Source organism: Phenylobacterium sp. (assembly GCF_004799395.1).
Taxonomy (GTDB): domain Bacteria; phylum Pseudomonadota; class Alphaproteobacteria; order Caulobacterales; family Caulobacteraceae; genus Phenylobacterium.
Genome location: NZ_SSMZ01000211.1, coordinates 1 through 16,424 on the forward strand (window position 1 = coordinate 1; position 16,424 = coordinate 16,424).

Consider the following 16,424-nt stretch of genomic DNA (forward strand, 5'->3'; position numbering starts at 1 on the left):
GGCGGCGGCTGCATCTGCCAGGTTTCCGGTCGTGCCCAGGAACGCCGTGAAGTCCGCGGCGCCGAACGTCAATGGGGTGTCGAGACCGTCAGTAAGAAATTCAAGCGCGCCCAGTCCAAACGTCGTCGCGCCAGAAAGAAGCTCTCATTTGCTAGCTACGTTAGAGGGTTATTTTAGTTCTTGAGCAAGATTCGCACCAAGCTTTTAGTTGGCGGTGCACGCTGGCGTAGCCAGTGGTGTAAATTGAGGAGAACCTACGAACGGCGTACGTGGGATAACTGGAGGAGGATTAATTCCAAGATCAACTGGAGCGTCACAGCTACCGCCATTGGATAGATATGTTGACCGGGAACATGCCGCATCGACTTGAATCTCTTGCACATCAAACAGAGGAATTGCGAGCGCGTTGAGTGCGTCGTCAATAGAATCGGACACGCCGAACGGATCGTCCGTTCCGCCCGGGTCGACTCCATTGACAGGGTCTCCGTGGACGTAGGCGTAGATGTTGGGTCCATCATTATACCGGATGGGGTCGGTTTGCAGAAACCGACCCGGCACTAGGGCGCCAACCATCGCGGGTTAGACAACAGCCCGCTACCTCGGCCCTGGTCAAAGGTGTCGCTCGTTTCGGCGATCACTATAACCCCTCCCCTAGTGGGAGAAGGATTTCGCCTACTCCTCCGCCCAGGCCTTGATCAACTGGTGGGCGATGGCGAGTTTGCCGGGGGCGGCGGCGTCGTCCAGCTTGCCGGCGATCAGGTCGCGGGCCTGGCTCCTGGTGAACCAGCGGATTTCGGAGAGTTCGGCCTGGTCGGGCGTGCCCTCGTCATCCTCCACCTCGGCGATCAGGCCGATCATCAGGGAGGAGGGATAGGGCCAGGGCTGGGTGGAGTGGTAGCGGACCTTCAGGGCGCGCAGGCCCGCCTCTTCGGAAAGCTCGCGGGCGCAGGCCTCCTCGATGCTCTCGCCGGGCTCCAGAAAACCGGCCAGGGCCGAGAACATGCCCGGCGGCCAGCGTTCCTGGCGGCCCAGCAGGCAGCGCTCGCCGTGCACCGGGAGCATGATCACCACCGGGTCGGTGCGCGGGAAGTGCTCGGCCTCGCAGGACGGGCATTTGCGCTTCCAGCCGCCGTCCTGGACCTCGCTGCGCTGGCCGCAGACCGCGCAGTGCGGATGCCGGCGGCGCCACTCGAACATCTGCTTGGCCGTGGCGACGATGGCGGCCTCGGTCGCGGGCAGGCGCAAGGCCACGGCCCGCAGGTCCTCGAACTTGCCGAAGCCCTGCAGCGGTCCGCCATCGGCGGGGTTGGCTGTCCCCTCGATGTCGACGGCGAACACCGCGGTGTCCTTCCAGAGGCCCAGAAACAGCAGCCGCTCCGGCCCGCCGGCCAGTTCGCCGACCAGTTTGGCGGGCAGGTAGGCGATCTGCAGCCCGCCATCCTTCGCCGGCTCCACGAAGGGCTGGCCGTTCCAGACGGCGATTCCCAGGGAGTCCGGCGAGGCCAGCTGTTCGGCGATCCACTCCGGCTTCGAGCGCCGGTCGCTGGCGCGGTCGAGCGGGTTGCCGGCGAAGGTGTTGAGGAAGACGTCGAGGGCCATGGGTTTCCTCTTAGCGTGACGATTGAGGGGTGGCCAAGGCCGTGCTCATCCCCCACATCGCAAGGATGGCCGATACGAGCCGAGTCCAGGGAGCCCTTTTCCATGTCCGACGCCGCAGCTTACGTCCCCCCGAAGGTCTGGACCTGGAACAAGGAGAACGGCGGCCGCTTCGCCAGCATCAACCGCCCGATCGCCGGGCCGACGCAGGAAAAGGACCTGCCGATCGGCAAGCATCCCTTGCAGCTCTACTCCCTGGCCACGCCCAACGGCGTGAAGGTGACGGTGATGCTGGAAGAGCTGCTGGCGCTGGGGCACACGGGCGCTGAATACGACGCTTGGCTGATCAATATCGGGGCCGGCGACCAGTTCGGCTCCGGTTTCGTCGAGGTGAACCCCAATTCCAAGATCCCCGCCCTGATGGACCGCAGCGGACCCAAGCCGATCCGGGTGTTCGAGTCGGCTGCGATCCTGATCTACCTGGCTGAGAAGTTCGGCAACGCCTTCCTGCCGACAGAGCCCGCGGCGCGCGCCGAATGCCTGTCGTGGCTGATGTGGCTGATGGGCTCGGCTCCGTTCCTGGGCGGCGGCTTCGGCCATTTCTACGCCTATGCGCCCAGCAAGATCGAATACGCCATCGACCGCTACGCCATGGAGGTGAAACGCCAGCTGGACGTGCTGGACCGCCGGCTGGCCGAGAGCGAATACCTGGGCGGCGGCGAGTACACCATCGCCGACATGGCCACCTGGCCCTGGTACGGCGGTCTGGTGAAGGGCCTGCTCTATGAGGCCGGCGAGTTTCTGTCGGTGGGCGAATACAAGAACGTGCTGCGCTGGACCGACCAGATCGCCGAGCGTCCGGCGGTCAAGCGCGGGCGGATGGTCAACCGCGTCTTCGGCGAACTCTCCAGCCAGCTCCGCGAGCGCCACGACGCCAGCGACTTCGACCTGCGAACCCAGGACAAGCTGGAGCCGGCGAAGGAAAGCTAGGCGGGGATGAATCCCGTCGAGAACAGCGCCACAGAGATCGCGGCGAACCCACTGCTCAGGATCAGCAGGGCCACGGCCCAGGGCGACGCCGCCGGCTTGCGCGGGGTGTTGGGCATAGCCTGGAGCTCCTGACGTCTACCGACGGCGGCGAGATTTGAATCGGCGGCTTGAACGGCGGCTGAACGACCCTGTCAGGGTCCTTGTCGCCCCCTTAGCCATGCCCGATCCCCGGCGCAGCGAGGAACCTTGGCGCATGGCCGCGGCTTCCCCGGAGCGGAGACTGTCCATGCCCATGCCCCAGACTTCCCAAGACCCGGAGCCCGCCGGCGCCGATCCCGCGACGCCGGACGACGATCCCGGCCCCGATGAGATCGCGCGCGACGAGGCGCAGACCGAGCGGCAAGCGCCGCCCAACGCCAGCCCTGGCGAGCCGGCGGCGGCCTGACGGCTCCTCGCCCCATGGTCTGGGCCGACGGCCCGGCTTAGGATGCCCCCAAAATCGGGGGAGGCGACATGGTGATAGCTTTGCGCAGGGGCCTGTTGGTCCTGGCGGTGGCGGCCTTGGCCGCTGGCGGGGCGCTGGCCCAGCCGCCGAAGTTCGACGTCCATGCGCCCATCGACCCGTCGCGCGGCGATGCGCTCTCCAACCCGACCTACCACGGGCCGGAGGTCCTGAAGTTCATCGGCGTTAAGCCCGGTTGGAAGGTCGCCGACATCTTCCCCGGCCGTTTCACCACCGCCATCGCCCAGGCGGTGGGGCCGAAGGGCAAGGTCTATGGCTTCATGCCGGACGAGATCATCAAGGTGCACCCGGGCATCGCCGACCTGAAGGCGGCCCGCGCCAAGGACGCGGCCTGGGCGAACGTCACCCCGCTGGCCTCGCCGATGAACGACATGGCCCTGCCTGACGGGCTGGACGCGGTGTTCATCCGCCAGAACTACCACGACCTGCACGTGCGCTTCATGGGCCCGGCCGACGTGCCGGCCTTCAACAGGAAGGTCTTCGCGGCCCTCAAGCCCGGCGGCGTCTTCGTCATCATCGACCATGTGGCGCCGGCCGGGATGGACGTGACGACGGCCTCGAACCGCTTCCACCGGATCGATCCGGAAACCGTGAAGGCCGAGGTGGAGGCCGCCGGCTTCAAGTTCGACGGCGAGAGCAAGGTCCTGGCCGACCCCACCGATGACCACACCAAGATGGTCCTGGAGACCTCGATCCTGGGCAAGACCGACCAGTTCCTGTTCCGGTTCCGCAAGCCGAAGTAAGTCGTAGGTGCTTGCCCCGGAGCCCGGGTCGAGCGATGTTATGAGCCACGGAGTCTCATTGAACTCCGACCATTCGGGAGACTGACGCCATGCGACGCGCCCTCATCCTCGCGCTGGGAACAGCGCTTTGCACCACCGGTCTGGCGCTGGCCGTGCACGCCGCGCCGGCCAAGGATGCGGTCCCCGCGGTCGATCCGACGATCACGCCCAAGGGCTGGGTTCCGCCGAAGAACGCGATGGGCCAGCCGGACATCTCGGGCTACTGGTCCAACGCGACCATGACGCCGCTGACCCGCAATCCGAAGCTGACGGACAAGCTGGTCATCCCCGCGGCCCAGGCCGCTTCGCTGGAGAAGGTCTTCGCCGAGGCGCTGGCCGCGGCCGACGCCCCGACCGACCAGAAGAAGGGCCCCGGCGCGGTCACCGACCCCAACTCGCCCGAGGCGCAGCTCGTGAAGATCCGGCCCGACTTCGCCGCCGCTGGCGGCGACGTGGGCGGCTACAACACCTTCTGGATCGATCCGGGCAACCACATGATGGAGGTGAACGGCGAGTACCGTTCCTCGATCATCACCACCCCCAACGGCATGCCGGCGGCGCGCAAGGCCGGCGCGCCTCCCGGCCGCGGATTTCCGCGCGACATCTACGACAGCTACGAGAACCGCTCGCTGGGCGAGCGCTGCATCATGGGCTTCGGCGCCAACGCCGGCCCGCCGATGTTCGCCAACGGCTACTACAACAACAACTACTACATCCAGCAGTCGCCCGACGCGGTGGTGATTCAGGTGGAACTGATCCACGACGCGCGGATCATCCGGCTGAAGGGCGGCCACCGCACCGACGGGGTGCGCCAGTGGATGGGCGACTCGATCGGCCACTTCGATGGCAACACCCTGGTGGTGGAAACGACGAATATCCCGCAGGGCCAGGCCTTCATGGGCTCGTGGAAGAACCTGAAGGTCACCGAGCGCTTCACCCGCGTCTCGCCGACCCGGATCAACTACCAGTTCCAGGTCGAGGACCCGGACACCTGGGACAAACCCTGGGGCGGCGAGTACGACTTCAGCCCGCTGCACGGCATCGTCTACGAATACGCCTGCCACGAGGGTAACTACGCCCTGCCCGCCATTCTCGCCGGCGCGCGCCGTCAGGAACAGGAAGCGACGACCAAGGCCGCGGCGGCGAAGCCCGGGGCGGAATAAGGCGTCTTTTCTTCCGCTCATCCCGGCGAAAGCCGGGACGAGCGGCCTCGGGTCGGCCCCAGCCGCCGAGCCCGTCTGGCCAGGGCCCGGCCGGCTGCTTCCTGGCCTTGAGGGCGGCGTAGTGCGCTAACGCCGGCTCTTGAGCGATTGCCGATATGCTTAATGACTCGGATACCGACGGCGGGTCTAATCGCCGTCACCCGCCGTGCCCCTGATCAGCGACGGGCGGGTCAGTTCAGAATGTCTTCAGCAGCGACGAGAGCTCACCAGCCGTCCGATCGCTTCGCGATCTCGGAACTGCTTTCGCAAGGTGGCGACGAACGGATTCTTCCGGACCCGCGCACGGGGCGCAATCGATACGGCTGCCGGGTCGAACCCGAGGTCGCCACCGCAGCCTTCGCCTCGACGACCGCCTCGACCATTTCGGCCTCCGCCTACGACGACGTCGCGGCCTACCTGGACGACCTTCGCCGGTCGGGCCCGGCGCCGGACACCTATCGCCGCGCCGCGCAGGAGGCCCGGGAACGCCTTGCCCGTCTGTGCGGCCTGCCGGCGCGCAGCGCTTCGAACATCGTGCTGGCGCCTTCGGGAACCGACTTGCACCTGATGGCCGCCGACCTCGCGCGGGGCGCCGGGACGGGGCCGCTCGTGACCGTCATGGCGGATCCCAGCGAGACCGGCCGCGGCGTGCCCCAGGCGGTGCGCGGAATGCGATTCGGGACGAGCGCACCCCACGGGACGAAGGCTGAGATCGGAGAGATCCTGCCGGGCGCCGTTGCGGGCGAATCGATCGCCGTTGAACTCCGACGCCCGGATGGCACGCCCCGAACACCGGGCGATGTCGAGGCTGATTTCGAACGCGCATGCCGCCAGAGCATCCGATCCGGCCGGCGCGTCCTCCTGATCCTCGTCGACGTGTCCAAGTCCGGCCTGATCGCACCCAGCCCAGCCAGTGCGATCGACCTGAAACGGCGCTTCGGCGAGGCGCTGACGGTGCTGGTCGACGCCTGCCAGTTCCGGCTGTCGCCGGAGAGCCTCGCCGACTACCTGGCCGCTGATTTCCTGGTGGCGATCACCGGGTCAAAATTCGTCGGCGGGCCGCCATTTTCGGGGGCTCTGCTTGTTCCGGACCTCTCCGCGCCCCGCCTGAAAGCCCAGCCGCTGCTTCCCGCGCTTGCGGAATACAGCGGTCGGGAGGATTGGGCGTGCGACTTCACCGGCCGAACGGCGCTCCCGGATCTGGCGAATTTCGGAATGCTGGCGCGCTGGCGCGCGGCCCTGCACGAGCTCGAGGCGCTCCGGTCTGTCCCCGAGGCGGATATCGGTGACTTCCTGGGTGCGTTCGCCGGCCAGGTCGAAGCCAGCCTGGACACGCTGGGCGTGCTTGAGCGCGTGGAAACGCCACCCCTGGCCCGCCTCGGCGGCGGCTGGGATCGGATCCAGACGATCTTTCCGTTCCGCGTTTCCGACGGAACGGAGCTCATGGGGCTGCCCCGCCTGCAGGCGTTCCACAACCGATTGCGGCGCCCCGCCGGCGAGGGCGAACTGGCGGTGCAACTCGGCCAACCGGTGACGATCGGCTGGGACGCCGGTCAGCCGCGCGTCGCCCTGAGAGTCTCGGCGAGCGCGCCCCTGATCGTCGAAGCGCTCAAAGCGCCGGACCGCGGCAAGGCCGTCTTGGCCCGCGTGGCTGAGGCCTTGGCGATCACCGCCGACCTGGCGCGGCGATTCTGAGCATAACCTCGGCGTTCGAGCCCTTGCGGATGTGCGGGAGAGTCCGCTCAGCCCGACATGCGCCCCTTGCCTCCGCGGCCCCCATCCGCCATATCCCCGCGCGGAGATCGGCGGCGGGCGGACGCTTCGCCAACCTGGTCAGGGCCGGAAGGCAGCAGCCACAACGAATTCCGTTCCGGGTCGCCGTTCGGTCTCCACCTTCATCTTTTTTGGACGCTTCCAACTTTCGCGTGACGTGGAAGCCGTGCGTGCTCTTACATGAGGCCCATGGCCGACGAAGATTCCACGCTGCCGGACGAGGACGACGGGCCGCCCTGGGCGGCCGACGCACCGCCTGAGCGTGACCCCAACGCCGTGGACATGTTCGGCGCAGCGCCCGCCCCGACGCTCAGCGACGACCAGTCGGCGGCCTATACGGTCATCGCGCGCAAGTATCGGCCGAAGACCTTCGCCGACCTCTATGGCCAGGAGGCCATGGTCAGGACACTGACCAACGCCTTCGCCTCCGGACGGATCGCGCACGCCTTCATGCTGACCGGGGTGCGCGGCGTGGGGAAGACCACCACCGCGCGGCTGCTGGCGCGCGCCTTGAACTACGAGAGCGACACGATCCACGAGCCGACGCTGGACCTGGCGGTGGAAGGCATCCACTGCAAGTCGATCATCGAGGGGCGGCACATGGACGTGCTGGAGCTCGACGCGGCCTCGCGCACGAAGGTCGACGAGATGCGCGAGCTCCTGGACGGGGTGCGCTATGCGCCGACGTCGGCGCGCTACAAGGTCTACATCATCGACGAAGTTCACATGCTCTCGACGCAGTCGTTCAACGCCCTGCTGAAGACGTTGGAAGAGCCGCCGCCGCACGCCAAGTTCATCTTCGCCACCACCGAGATCCGCAAGGTGCCGGTGACCATCCTGTCGCGCACCCAGCGCTTCGACCTGCGCCGCGTCGAGCCGGAGGTCATCGTCAAGAACCTGGAGATGATCTCCGAGGCTGAGGGCGCGCGCGTAGAGGCCGACGGGCTGATGCTGATCGCCCGCGCCGCCGAGGGGTCCCTGCGCGACGCCCAGTCGATGCTCGATCAAGCCATCGTCCAGGCCGAGCCCGGCCAGACGGTCACCGCGGCGACCATCCGCGACATGCTGGGCCTGGCCGACCGGGCCCAGACAATCTCGCTCTTCGAGCAGGTGATGCGCGGCGAGGCGGGACCGGCGATCGAGACCTTCCGCACCCTCTATGGCTACGGCGCCAACCCCGACCAGGTGATGCTGGACCTGCTGGACCACTGCCACGGCGCCTCGGTCGCCAAGGCCATCGGGCCTCAGGCGCTGGTGATGCCCAAGGACCAGGCCCAGCGGCTGGCGGCGGTGGGCGCGGCGATCTCGACCGGGACGCTCTCGCGCCTGTGGCAGCTGACGCTCAAGGCCTATGAGGAGGTGCGGCGCGCGCCGGATGCGGCGGCGGCCGCCGACATGGCGCTGATCCGCCTGGCCTATGCCGCCGACCTCCCGGGGCCCGAGGAGGCCCTGAAGCGACTGCAGGCGGGCGATGCGCAGGCCGGCGGCCCCGCGCCCCAGGGTGGGCCCTCGGGCGGCGGCGGTTCGGCGGCGTCGAGCGGCGGCGGTGCGACGGTAGCCCGGGGCTTCGCGGCGCCGCAGGCCCAGGCCTCCAGCGAGCCGGTGGCCGTGCTCAACACCTTCGAGGAGATGCTGGCGCTCATCGAGAAGCGGCGCGACATCGCGCTGAAGCTCGACGTGGAGCGCTATGTCCGGCCGATCAGCTTTAGGCCCGGCGCCATCGAATACGAGGCCGCGCCCGGCGCGCCCAACAACCTGGCCCAGCGGCTGGTGGGCCGGCTGAAGGAATGGACCGGCGAGCGCTGGCTGATCGCGGCGCAGGGCGGCGGCGGAGCCGAGAGCCTCTGGGAGCGCCAGAAGCGCGAGGAGAAGGAAGTCCGCGCCCAGATCGAGCAGGACCCCTTCGTGCTCGCCGTCATGCAGACCTTCCCCGGCGCCGAGATCGTCGGCATCCGCAAGATCGCCGAGGCCGAAGCCCCGGAAGGCTCGGCCACCGAGACCGAGGACGACGACGATGAGGACTAGGGGCGCCCGGGGCGACTTGAGGAGCGTATATCGATGAAAGACCTCGCCGGCCTCATGAAGCAGGCCCAGGCCATGCAGGAGAAGCTGGGCCAGGCGCAACAGGAGCTGGAGCAGCTCATCCTGTTGGGCCAGGCCGGCGACGGCATGGTCAAGGTGACCTTGAAGGGCACGGGCCAGATCGAGCGCGTCGATATCGACGACAGCCTGATGGTCCCGGGCGAGGCGGACATGGTGGGCGACCTCGTCACCGCCGCCCACGCCGACGCCAAGCGCCAGCTCGACGCCCGCTCGGCGGAGCTGATGCAGAAGGCCGCGGGGCCGCTGGCTGGCATGCCCGGCATGCCGAAGTTCTGACTTGGCCCAATCCGCCGGACCCGAGATCGAGCGGCTGATCAGCCTCTTGTCCAAGCTGCCGGGCCTTGGCCCCCGGTCGGCCCGGCGCTCGGCGCTGGCGTTGCTGAAGCGGCGCGACCAGCTGCTGGTTCCCCTGGCCGACGCCTTGGCCGAGGCCGCGGCGCGGGTAAAGGTCTGCGCGACCTGCGGCTCGCTGGACACCCAAGACCCCTGCGCGATCTGCGCCGACAGCGGCCGCGACGGCGCGTTGATCTGCGTGGTCGAGGAGGTGGGTGCGCTCTGGGCCATGGAGCGGGCCAGCGCCTTCCGCGGCCGCTACCACGTGCTGGGCGGCCTGCTATCGGCCCTGGATGGCGTCGGGCCCGAGGCGCTCAGGGTGAACGGCCTGGTGACGCGGGCCTCGGAAGGCGACGTGCGCGAGGTGATCCTGGCGCTGCCGGCCACCGTCGACGGCCAGACCACCGCCCACTACCTCGCCGACCGTCTGGCGAATGCGGGCGTCTCGGTGACCATGCTGGCCCGCGGCGTGCCGGTGGGCGGCGAATTGGACTGGCTGGACGACGGGACCATCGCGCAGGCCATGCGGGCGCGGCGGCCGGCCTAGCCGCGACTCAGCTAACCCGCTAAGAACACAGCATGAACGTGTTCCTGATCCTCGCCCTGTTGTCTGCGGCGGTCGCCGTCGGGGCCATCGTCTGGGCGCTCCGCGAACGTGACCGGGCCTCCCGCGCCGAGATCGAACTGGCCTCGGCCCAGAAGCACGCCGACCTGGTCAGCGCCCAGGTGGCGCAGTCGGCGACCAGCGTCGCCGAGGCCATCCTCAAGAAGAACGAGGAGGCGATCCACAACCGCGAGCAGCTCGCCCAGGCGCGGCTGGAGGCGCAGCTGAAGCCGGTGGCCGAGAGCCTGCAGAAGTTCCAGGAGCATGTGGCCTTGGTGGAGAAGGTGCGGGTCGAGGAGACCGGCGGCCTGAAGGAGCAGATCGCGGCCCTCCTGATGGCCTCGACGGCGACCCAGGACGAGGCGCGCAAGCTTTCGGCGGCGCTTCGGCGCGGGGCCGGGGTGCAGGGGCGCTGGGGCGAGCAGACCCTGCGCAACGTGCTGGATCAGGCCGGGCTGAAGCACCACTACGACTTCGACGAGCAGACCACGACTGACACCGAGGAAGGCCGCCGGCGGCCCGACGTGACCATCCGGCTGCCGGGCGGGGGCATCTTCGTCATCGACGCCAAGTGCTCGCTGAACGCCTTTCTGGAAATGCAGGACGCTCCGGACGAGACCACCCGCGAGGCCTGCGGCCTGCGCCACGTGCAGAGCGTGCGCGGGCACGTGGCCGGGCTGTCGGCCAAGGCCTACTGGGACCAGTTCAGGAATTCCCCGGACTTCGTGGCCATGTTCGTGCCGCTGGACTCGGCGCTGGCCGCCGCGCTGGACCGCGCGCCGGACCTGATGACCGAGGCGATGGACCGGCGCGTGGTGATCGTCACCCCGACCACCCTTTTCGCGCTCTGCAAGGCGGTGGTCTACGGCTGGCGGGTCGAGGAGCAGGCGGCCAACGCCCAGAAGATCGCCGAGCTGGGGCGCGAGCTCTACAAGCGTATCGCCGTCATGGGCGGCCACGCCGGGTCGGTGGGCAAGGCGCTGGAGACCGCGGTGGCCCGTTACAACCAGTTCGTGGGGTCGCTGGAGACCCAGGTGCTGACCCAGGCGCGGCGCTTCGAGGAACTGAAGGTCGACCACGAGGGGCGCAAGGTCGAGGTGCTGGAGCCCCTGGACACCGCGGTGCGCCCGCTTTCCAAGCTTTCGCCGGAGACTCCGCCGCCGGTGCGCCTCGTGGCGGGCGACGAGGGCTGAGGATCACGGTGAGGCCATTCGCCCACCTTGACGCTCGGGTATAGGCCCCTTACGTCCGCCGCCATGGCTCTGCGCGAGATCCTCATTGTCCCCGACCCGGTCCTGAAGAAGGTCTCGGCCCGCGTCGACGTCGTCGATGACGAATTGCGCGCGCTCATGGATGACATGCTCGAGACCATGTACGCCGCGCCCGGTATCGGCCTTGCGGCTATCCAGGTGGGCGTGCCCAAGCGGGTGATCGTCATGGACCTGGCGCGCGAAGGCGAAGAGGCCGCGCCGCAGTACTTCGTGAACCCCGAGATCCTCTGGGCGTCGGAAGAGACCGCGCCCTATGAGGAAGGCTGCCTGTCGGTGCCGGAGATCTACGACGAGGTCGAACGGCCGGCGCAGGTCAAGCTGCGCTACATGAACTATGCCGGCGACACGATCGAGGAGGATGCCGAGGGCCTCTACGCCGTCTGCATCCAGCACGAGATGGACCACCTGGACGGCGTGCTGTTCATCGACCACCTGTCGCGCCTGAAGCGCGAGCAGGCGGTGAAGAAGGTCAAGAAGCAGGCCAAGGCGGCCTGATCCTTGGCGGGGCTAGTGCTCCACCTTGTCCTTGGCGTGATCGACGGCGGCGTCGGTCTTGGCGGCGGCCTTGTCCGTGCCGGACTTGATGTCCGAGGCGGCGTTTTCAGTCCCTGACTTCAGCTTCTCGCCGGCTTCGTCAGCGGCGACCTTGGTCTTGGCGGCTGCCTCCTTGGCGCCTTCCTTGAGGTCCGAGCCCAGTTCCTTGGCGGCGGGCGCGTTGGTGACGTCCTTCGCGGCGGCGGCGGCGTCGTGGCCGACGGCCTTCAGGTCTTCGCCGGTCTTCTCCTGGGTCGATTTGGAGCAGGCGGCGATGGCGAGGCAGGCGCTCAGCAGAACGCCGGCGGTCAGGATGCGCATGGAGGACTCCTCTTCGGGTCTGCGCATCAACGGCCAAGCTTGGCTCCAGGTTCCCCAGCATTGCGCCCATCTCTTTGCGCGTGCGGCCCTTGGCGGGTAGAGCATCGCCCATGCGGATCGCCTTCCTGGGAACCCCTGACTTCGCGCTGGCCGCACTCCGCCGACTGGTCGCCGCCGGGCATGAGATCGCCTGCGTCTATTCCCAGCCGCCGGCGCCGCGCGGTCGCGGGCACACGCTGCAGCCCTCGCCGGTGCAGGCCTTCGCTGAAGAGCAGGGCCTGGTCGTGCGCACGCCGGCCTCGATGCGCGACCCGGCGGAGGTCGCGGCGTTCCAGACCCTGGAGCTGGACGCGGCCTGCGTGGTGGCGTTCGGCCAGATCCTGCCCGGCGCGGTGCTGGACGCGCCGAGGCTGGGGTCATTCAACCTGCACGGCTCGCTGCTGCCGCGCTGGCGGGGCGCGGCCCCGATCCAGCGGGCGATCATGGCCGGCGACCCGATCACCGGTGTCGAGGTCATGCGCATGACCGAGGGTCTGGACGAGGGGCCCGTGCTGGCCAGCGAGACCCTGCGCATCGGGCCATTGGACACCGCAGGCTCGCTGCATGACCGGATGGCGGCGATCGGCGCGGAACTGCTGGCCCGAACCCTCGTGGACATCGAGGCTGGCGAGGCCATCGAGACGCCGCAGAGCGACGAGGGCGCCACCTACGCCAAGAAGATCGGGCCAAAGGTGGCGCGGATCGACTGGGCCAAGCCCGGCCGCCAGATCGATTGGAAAATCCGCGGACTTTCGCCCTTCCCGGGCGCCTGGTTCCTGCTGCCCTCCGACAGGGGTCCGGTCAGGGTGAAGGCCCTGCTCTCGGCCTTCGAGGACGTGGACGGCCCGCCCGGCCAGGTGCTGGACGACCGGCTGCTGGTGGGGACCGGCGAGGGCGCTGTGCGGCTGTTGCGCGTGCAGCGCGAGGGGCGCGGGCCGCAGGACGCAGGCGTCTTCCTGAACGGCGCGCCGGTGGCGGCCGGGACGATGCTCGGCTGATGCCCCGCTTCCGACTCACCCTCGAGTACGATGGCGGCCCCTATAACGGCTTCCAGGCCCAGGCCGGCCAGCCGACGGTGCAGGGCTCGCTGGAGCGCGCGGTGAGCGCCTTCTGCGGCGAGACCGTGCGGGTCCACGCCGCCGGACGCACTGACACAGGCGTGCATGCGACCGGCCAGGCGGCCCATATCGACCTGGAGAAGGACTGGCCCGCCGAGACCGTGCGCAACGCGCTGAACGCCCACCTGCGCGGCGAGCCGATCGTGGTCCTGGAGGCGTCGGTGGCGCCGGAGGGCTGGCACGCGCGCTTTTCTGCGACCGAGCGGCGCTACCGCTACCGCATCCTCAACCGGACCAGCCCACCGGGCCTGGAGCGCGGCCATGTCTGGCATGTGAAGAACCCCCTGGACGCCGAGGCCATGCACGCCGCCGCCCGGGCGCTGGTCGGAAACCACGACTTCACCACCTTCCGCGACGTGGCCTGCCAGGCGAAGTCGCCGGTGAAAACGCTCGACGTTGCGACTGTGGCGCGGGTTGGCGACGAGGTGGTGCTGATCTTCGAGGCGCGGAGCTTCCTGCACCGGCAGGTGAGATCGATGACCGGCTCGATCGCCGAGGTGGGCCTGGGCCGTTGGACGGCGGACGACCTGAGGGCCGCCCTGGAGGCGAAGGACCGGCGAGCATGTGGGCAGGTGGCGCCGGCAGACGGGCTGTACCTGACGGGCGTGAGCTACGAGAACCAATAGCCTTCTCCCTCGGGAGAAGGTGGCCTGCGAAGCAGGTCGGAAGTGGGGTTGAAAGCCCTGGCTCACCCCTCATCCGTCGCCCTTCGGGCGGCACCTTCTCCCGAGGGAGAAGGAGGCTATTCTTCTTTGAACGCCTCGAAATACCGCTCGATCAGGCGCTCGTAGACGGCCTGCAGCTGCAGGATCTCCGCGACCGGGGCGGCTTCGTCGATCTGGTGCATGGTCTTGCCGACCAGGCCCAGCTCGACCACCGGGCAGAGGGCCCGGATGAACCGGGCATCTGAGGTGCCGCCGGTGGTGGAAAGCTCCGGGTCGCGGCCGGCGATGTCGCGGACGGCGGCGGCGACCACATCCGTGAAGGGTCCGGGCTCGGTCAGGAAGGCCTCGCCGCTGATCTGCGGGGTTACCGCGATGGTCCCGGAGAATCCGCGGCCCTCGGACTCCGCCTCGCCTTCGATCCATCGGGCCAGGTCGTCGCCCGTGTGGTTGGGGTTGAAGCGGATGTTGAGCCGCGCCTTGGCGACGCCGGGGATCACGTTGGTGGCGGTGTTGGGCACGTCGATCTGGGTGATCTCCAGGTTCGACGGCTGGAACTCCGGATAGCCCTCGTCGAGCTTGCGCTCCTGCAGCTGCAGCAAAAGGCGAAGCAGAACCGGCACGGGATTGGACGCGCGGTGCGGATAGGCCACGTGGCCTTGCGTCCCCGTCACGGCGATGTCGACGTTGATCGAGCCCCGGCGGCCGACCTTGATCATGTCGCCGAAGGTCTCGCTAGACGTCGGTTCGCCGACCACGCAGTGGGTGATGGCCTCGTCTTCGAGGTCGAGGGCCTCGACCACCATCTTCGTGCCGTGGGTGGCCACGCCCTCCTCGTCGCCGGTGATCAGGAAGGAGAGCGAGCCCTTCACCTTGCCGGCGGCGACGGCCTTGGACGCGGCGGCGGCGAAGGCGGCGATGGCGCTCTTCATGTCGACGGCGCCGCGGCCCACCAGCACGCCATCGACCACGGCGGCGTCGAATGCGCCCTGGCTCCAGGCAGCGGCGTCGCCCACCGGCACCACGTCGGTGTGGCCGGCGAAGCAGAGGTTCGGACCCTCGGTCCCATAGCGGGCGTAGAGGTTCTCGATCTCGCCGAATTTCATCCGCCGGCAGGCGAAGCCCAGGCCGGCGAGGGTTTTCTCGACAATGTCCATGGCGCCGGCGTCGGCGGGCGTCACCGAGGGCGCCCGGATCAGCTCTTTCGTCAGGTTGATCGCGTCGATCAAGCTCGCCCCCGGCCTCGCGTTTGGTAGAGTTCGGCCCCGTCCTAGACCGGAATGACCCCGTGCCCAAGATCGACATCGACGCCGCGCCCACCCGTTTTGGAACCGGCTACCCGCCGCCCTACGACGCGCCCTGCCTGGAGCGCAAACGCTGGAAGCTGGGCGACGCCGCCGGCCTGACCCAGTTCGGCGTCAACCTGCAGCGCCTCGCGCCCGGCGTCTGGTCGAGCCAGCGGCACTGGCACACCGCCGAGGACGAGTTCGTCTGGGTGGTCTCCGGCGAGGTGGTGCTGGTCACCGACCAGGGGGAGCAGGTCTTGCGCGCCGGCGACTGCGCCGGCTTCCCGGCCGGCGCGCCCAACGGCCATCACCTGCAGAACCGCTCCTCGGAGGAGGCCGTCTTGCTGGAAGTGGGGTCGCGGCGGGAGGGCGAGGACGCCTGCGACTATCCCGACATCGACCTGACCCTGAAAAAGGGCGAGCTCGAATACCGGCACAAGGACGGCGCGCCTTACGTCGATACCCAGACCGCGCGGAGCCGGTGATATTCGACCGCCTTACCTCCCCGCTTCACCTCCCCCGCTTCGCGGAAGGAGGTAGGCGCGGAGCCGCTAATCTCGCAGCAGTTCGTTGATGCTGGTCTTCGAACGCGTCCGTTCGTCCACAGTCTTCATGATCACCGCACAGTAGGTGGACGGCAGAGTCGGGTCGACCGCGTTGGGGCGGGAGCCGGACATCAGCACCGAATAGGGCGGCACCTCGCCGGTGGTCACCTCGCCGGTCTTGCGGTTTACGATGGGCGTGGTCGAGGTGAGGTAGACGCCCATGGACAGCACGCTGCCCTCGCGGACGATCACACCCTCGGCGACCTCGGAGCGGGCGCCGATGAAGCAGTTGTCCTCGATGATGGTCGGGTTGGCCTGCAGGGGCTCGAGGACCCCGCCGATGCCGACGCCGCCGGACAGATGGCAGTGCTTGCCGATCTGGGCGCAGGAGCCGACCGTGGCCCAGCCGTCCACCATGGTCCCTTCGCCGACGTAGGCGCCGATGTTGACGAAGGAGGGGACGGCTATGACGCCCTTCGCCAGGAAGGCGCCCTTGCGGATGATGCTGCCGGGGACGGCGCGGAAACCGGCCGCCTCGAAGCGCGCAGCGTCCCAGCCGGCCGTCTTCAGCGGGATCTTGTCCCAGTAGGGGCCCGGCGCATCGGCCTGGCTGAGCGAATTGGGCGTGAGGCGGAAGAACAGCAGAATCGCCTGCTTGGCCCACTGGTGGGTGACCCAGGCGCCGTCTGCCTCGCGGCTGGCGACCCTCAGCGTGCCGGCGTCCAGACGCTCGATGGTCTCC

General features: G+C 68.7%; 18 protein-coding genes and 1 other RNA gene. 14 read left to right on the plus strand and 5 right to left on the minus strand.

Annotation, left to right across the window (positions count from 1 at the left end):
- Positions 1-204: 204 nt before the first annotated feature.
- Together E8A12_RS22800 and nudC are read right to left on the minus strand one after the other, a co-directional pair.
- Complete coding sequence (locus E8A12_RS22800; RefSeq protein WP_363212140.1) at positions 205-573, minus strand: RHS repeat-associated core domain-containing protein; 369 nt, start codon at positions 571-573, stop codon at positions 205-207.
- A gap of 99 nt (positions 574-672) precedes the next feature.
- Positions 673-1,599 carry an NAD(+) diphosphatase gene (gene nudC / locus E8A12_RS13570; RefSeq protein ID WP_293369590.1) on the minus strand — a complete coding sequence of 309 codons (927 nt, stop codon included), beginning with the start codon at positions 1,597-1,599 and terminating at the stop codon, positions 673-675.
- A gap of 102 nt (positions 1,600-1,701) precedes the next feature.
- Here nudC and yghU point away from each other — a divergent pair, with 102 nt between their 5' ends.
- The 11 genes from yghU (at position 1,702) to E8A12_RS13625 (ending at position 11,672) form a co-directional block, all read left to right on the plus strand.
- Positions 1,702-2,586 (plus strand): glutathione-dependent disulfide-bond oxidoreductase, encoded by an 885-nt coding sequence (gene yghU / locus E8A12_RS13575; RefSeq protein WP_293369592.1) that lies wholly within the window; start codon positions 1,702-1,704, stop codon positions 2,584-2,586.
- A gap of 286 nt (positions 2,587-2,872) precedes the next feature.
- Entirely contained in the window at positions 2,873-3,031 is a 159-nt protein-coding gene (locus E8A12_RS13580; RefSeq protein WP_293369594.1) for a hypothetical protein, read from the plus strand.
- 68 nt (positions 3,032-3,099) lie between these two features.
- A complete protein-coding gene (locus tag E8A12_RS13585) occupies positions 3,100-3,852 on the plus strand; it encodes a methyltransferase (RefSeq protein WP_293369596.1) in 753 nt (250 codons plus the stop codon).
- 89 nt (positions 3,853-3,941) lie between these two features.
- Complete coding sequence (locus E8A12_RS13590) at positions 3,942-5,054, plus strand: hypothetical protein (RefSeq protein ID WP_293369598.1); 1,113 nt, start codon at positions 3,942-3,944, stop codon at positions 5,052-5,054.
- Positions 5,055-5,216: 162 nt separating this feature from the next.
- Positions 5,217-6,788, plus strand: a complete 1,572-nt coding sequence (locus E8A12_RS13595) for a hypothetical protein (protein WP_293369600.1) — start codon at positions 5,217-5,219, stop codon at positions 6,786-6,788.
- A gap of 101 nt (positions 6,789-6,889) precedes the next feature.
- Positions 6,890-6,988: signal recognition particle sRNA small type (gene ffs, locus E8A12_RS13600), an RNA gene on the plus strand.
- A gap of 67 nt (positions 6,989-7,055) precedes the next feature.
- Positions 7,056-8,891 (plus strand): DNA polymerase III subunit gamma/tau, encoded by a 1,836-nt coding sequence (locus E8A12_RS13605; RefSeq protein ID WP_293369603.1) that lies wholly within the window; start codon positions 7,056-7,058, stop codon positions 8,889-8,891.
- 33 nt (positions 8,892-8,924) lie between these two features.
- On the plus strand, positions 8,925-9,245 hold the full coding sequence (locus tag E8A12_RS13610) for a YbaB/EbfC family nucleoid-associated protein (RefSeq protein ID WP_293369605.1): 321 nt from the start codon (positions 8,925-8,927) through the stop codon (positions 9,243-9,245).
- Position 9,246: 1 nt separating this feature from the next.
- Positions 9,247-9,849: a recombination mediator RecR gene (gene recR, locus E8A12_RS13615; RefSeq protein WP_293369609.1), complete on the plus strand. Its 603-nt coding sequence runs from the start codon at positions 9,247-9,249 to the stop codon at positions 9,847-9,849.
- Positions 9,850-9,881: 32 nt separating this feature from the next.
- Positions 9,882-11,099: a DNA recombination protein RmuC gene (gene rmuC / locus E8A12_RS13620; RefSeq protein ID WP_293369612.1), complete on the plus strand. Its 1,218-nt coding sequence runs from the start codon at positions 9,882-9,884 to the stop codon at positions 11,097-11,099.
- 63 nt (positions 11,100-11,162) lie between these two features.
- Positions 11,163-11,672, plus strand: coding sequence for a peptide deformylase (locus tag E8A12_RS13625; protein ID WP_293369614.1), 510 nt, complete (start codon positions 11,163-11,165; stop codon positions 11,670-11,672).
- A gap of 12 nt (positions 11,673-11,684) precedes the next feature.
- Here E8A12_RS13625 and E8A12_RS13630 read toward each other — a convergent pair whose 3' ends face one another.
- Positions 11,685-12,032, minus strand: a complete 348-nt coding sequence (locus E8A12_RS13630; RefSeq protein ID WP_293369616.1) for a hypothetical protein — start codon at positions 12,030-12,032, stop codon at positions 11,685-11,687.
- A 110-nt stretch (positions 12,033-12,142) separates the two neighbouring features.
- On the opposite strand from E8A12_RS13630, the gene fmt reads away from it, so the two are divergent.
- Both fmt and truA read left to right on the plus strand, forming a co-directional pair.
- The gene (gene fmt, locus E8A12_RS13635; RefSeq protein WP_293369618.1) at positions 12,143-13,069 is read left to right on the plus strand and encodes a methionyl-tRNA formyltransferase; all 927 of its coding nucleotides are present in this window, start codon (positions 12,143-12,145) and stop codon (positions 13,067-13,069) included.
- Positions 13,069-13,815, plus strand: a complete 747-nt coding sequence (gene truA, locus E8A12_RS13640) for a tRNA pseudouridine(38-40) synthase TruA (protein WP_293369620.1) — start codon at positions 13,069-13,071, stop codon at positions 13,813-13,815. Before fmt ends, truA begins: the two co-directional genes overlap by 1 nt.
- 116 nt (positions 13,816-13,931) lie before the next feature.
- Here truA and dapE read toward each other — a convergent pair whose 3' ends face one another.
- Complete coding sequence (dapE, locus tag E8A12_RS13645; RefSeq protein WP_293369622.1) at positions 13,932-15,080, minus strand: succinyl-diaminopimelate desuccinylase; 1,149 nt, start codon at positions 15,078-15,080, stop codon at positions 13,932-13,934.
- A 59-nt stretch (positions 15,081-15,139) separates the two neighbouring features.
- Between dapE and E8A12_RS13650 the strand changes: the two genes are divergently transcribed.
- Complete coding sequence (locus E8A12_RS13650; protein WP_293369625.1) at positions 15,140-15,622, plus strand: cupin domain-containing protein; 483 nt, start codon at positions 15,140-15,142, stop codon at positions 15,620-15,622.
- Positions 15,623-15,688: 66 nt separating this feature from the next.
- On the opposite strand, the gene E8A12_RS13655 is transcribed toward E8A12_RS13650, so the two are convergent.
- Positions 15,689-16,424, minus strand: a 736-nt coding sequence (locus E8A12_RS13655; protein ID WP_293369627.1) for a 2,3,4,5-tetrahydropyridine-2,6-dicarboxylate N-succinyltransferase, incomplete at its 5' end; no start/stop codon positions are given.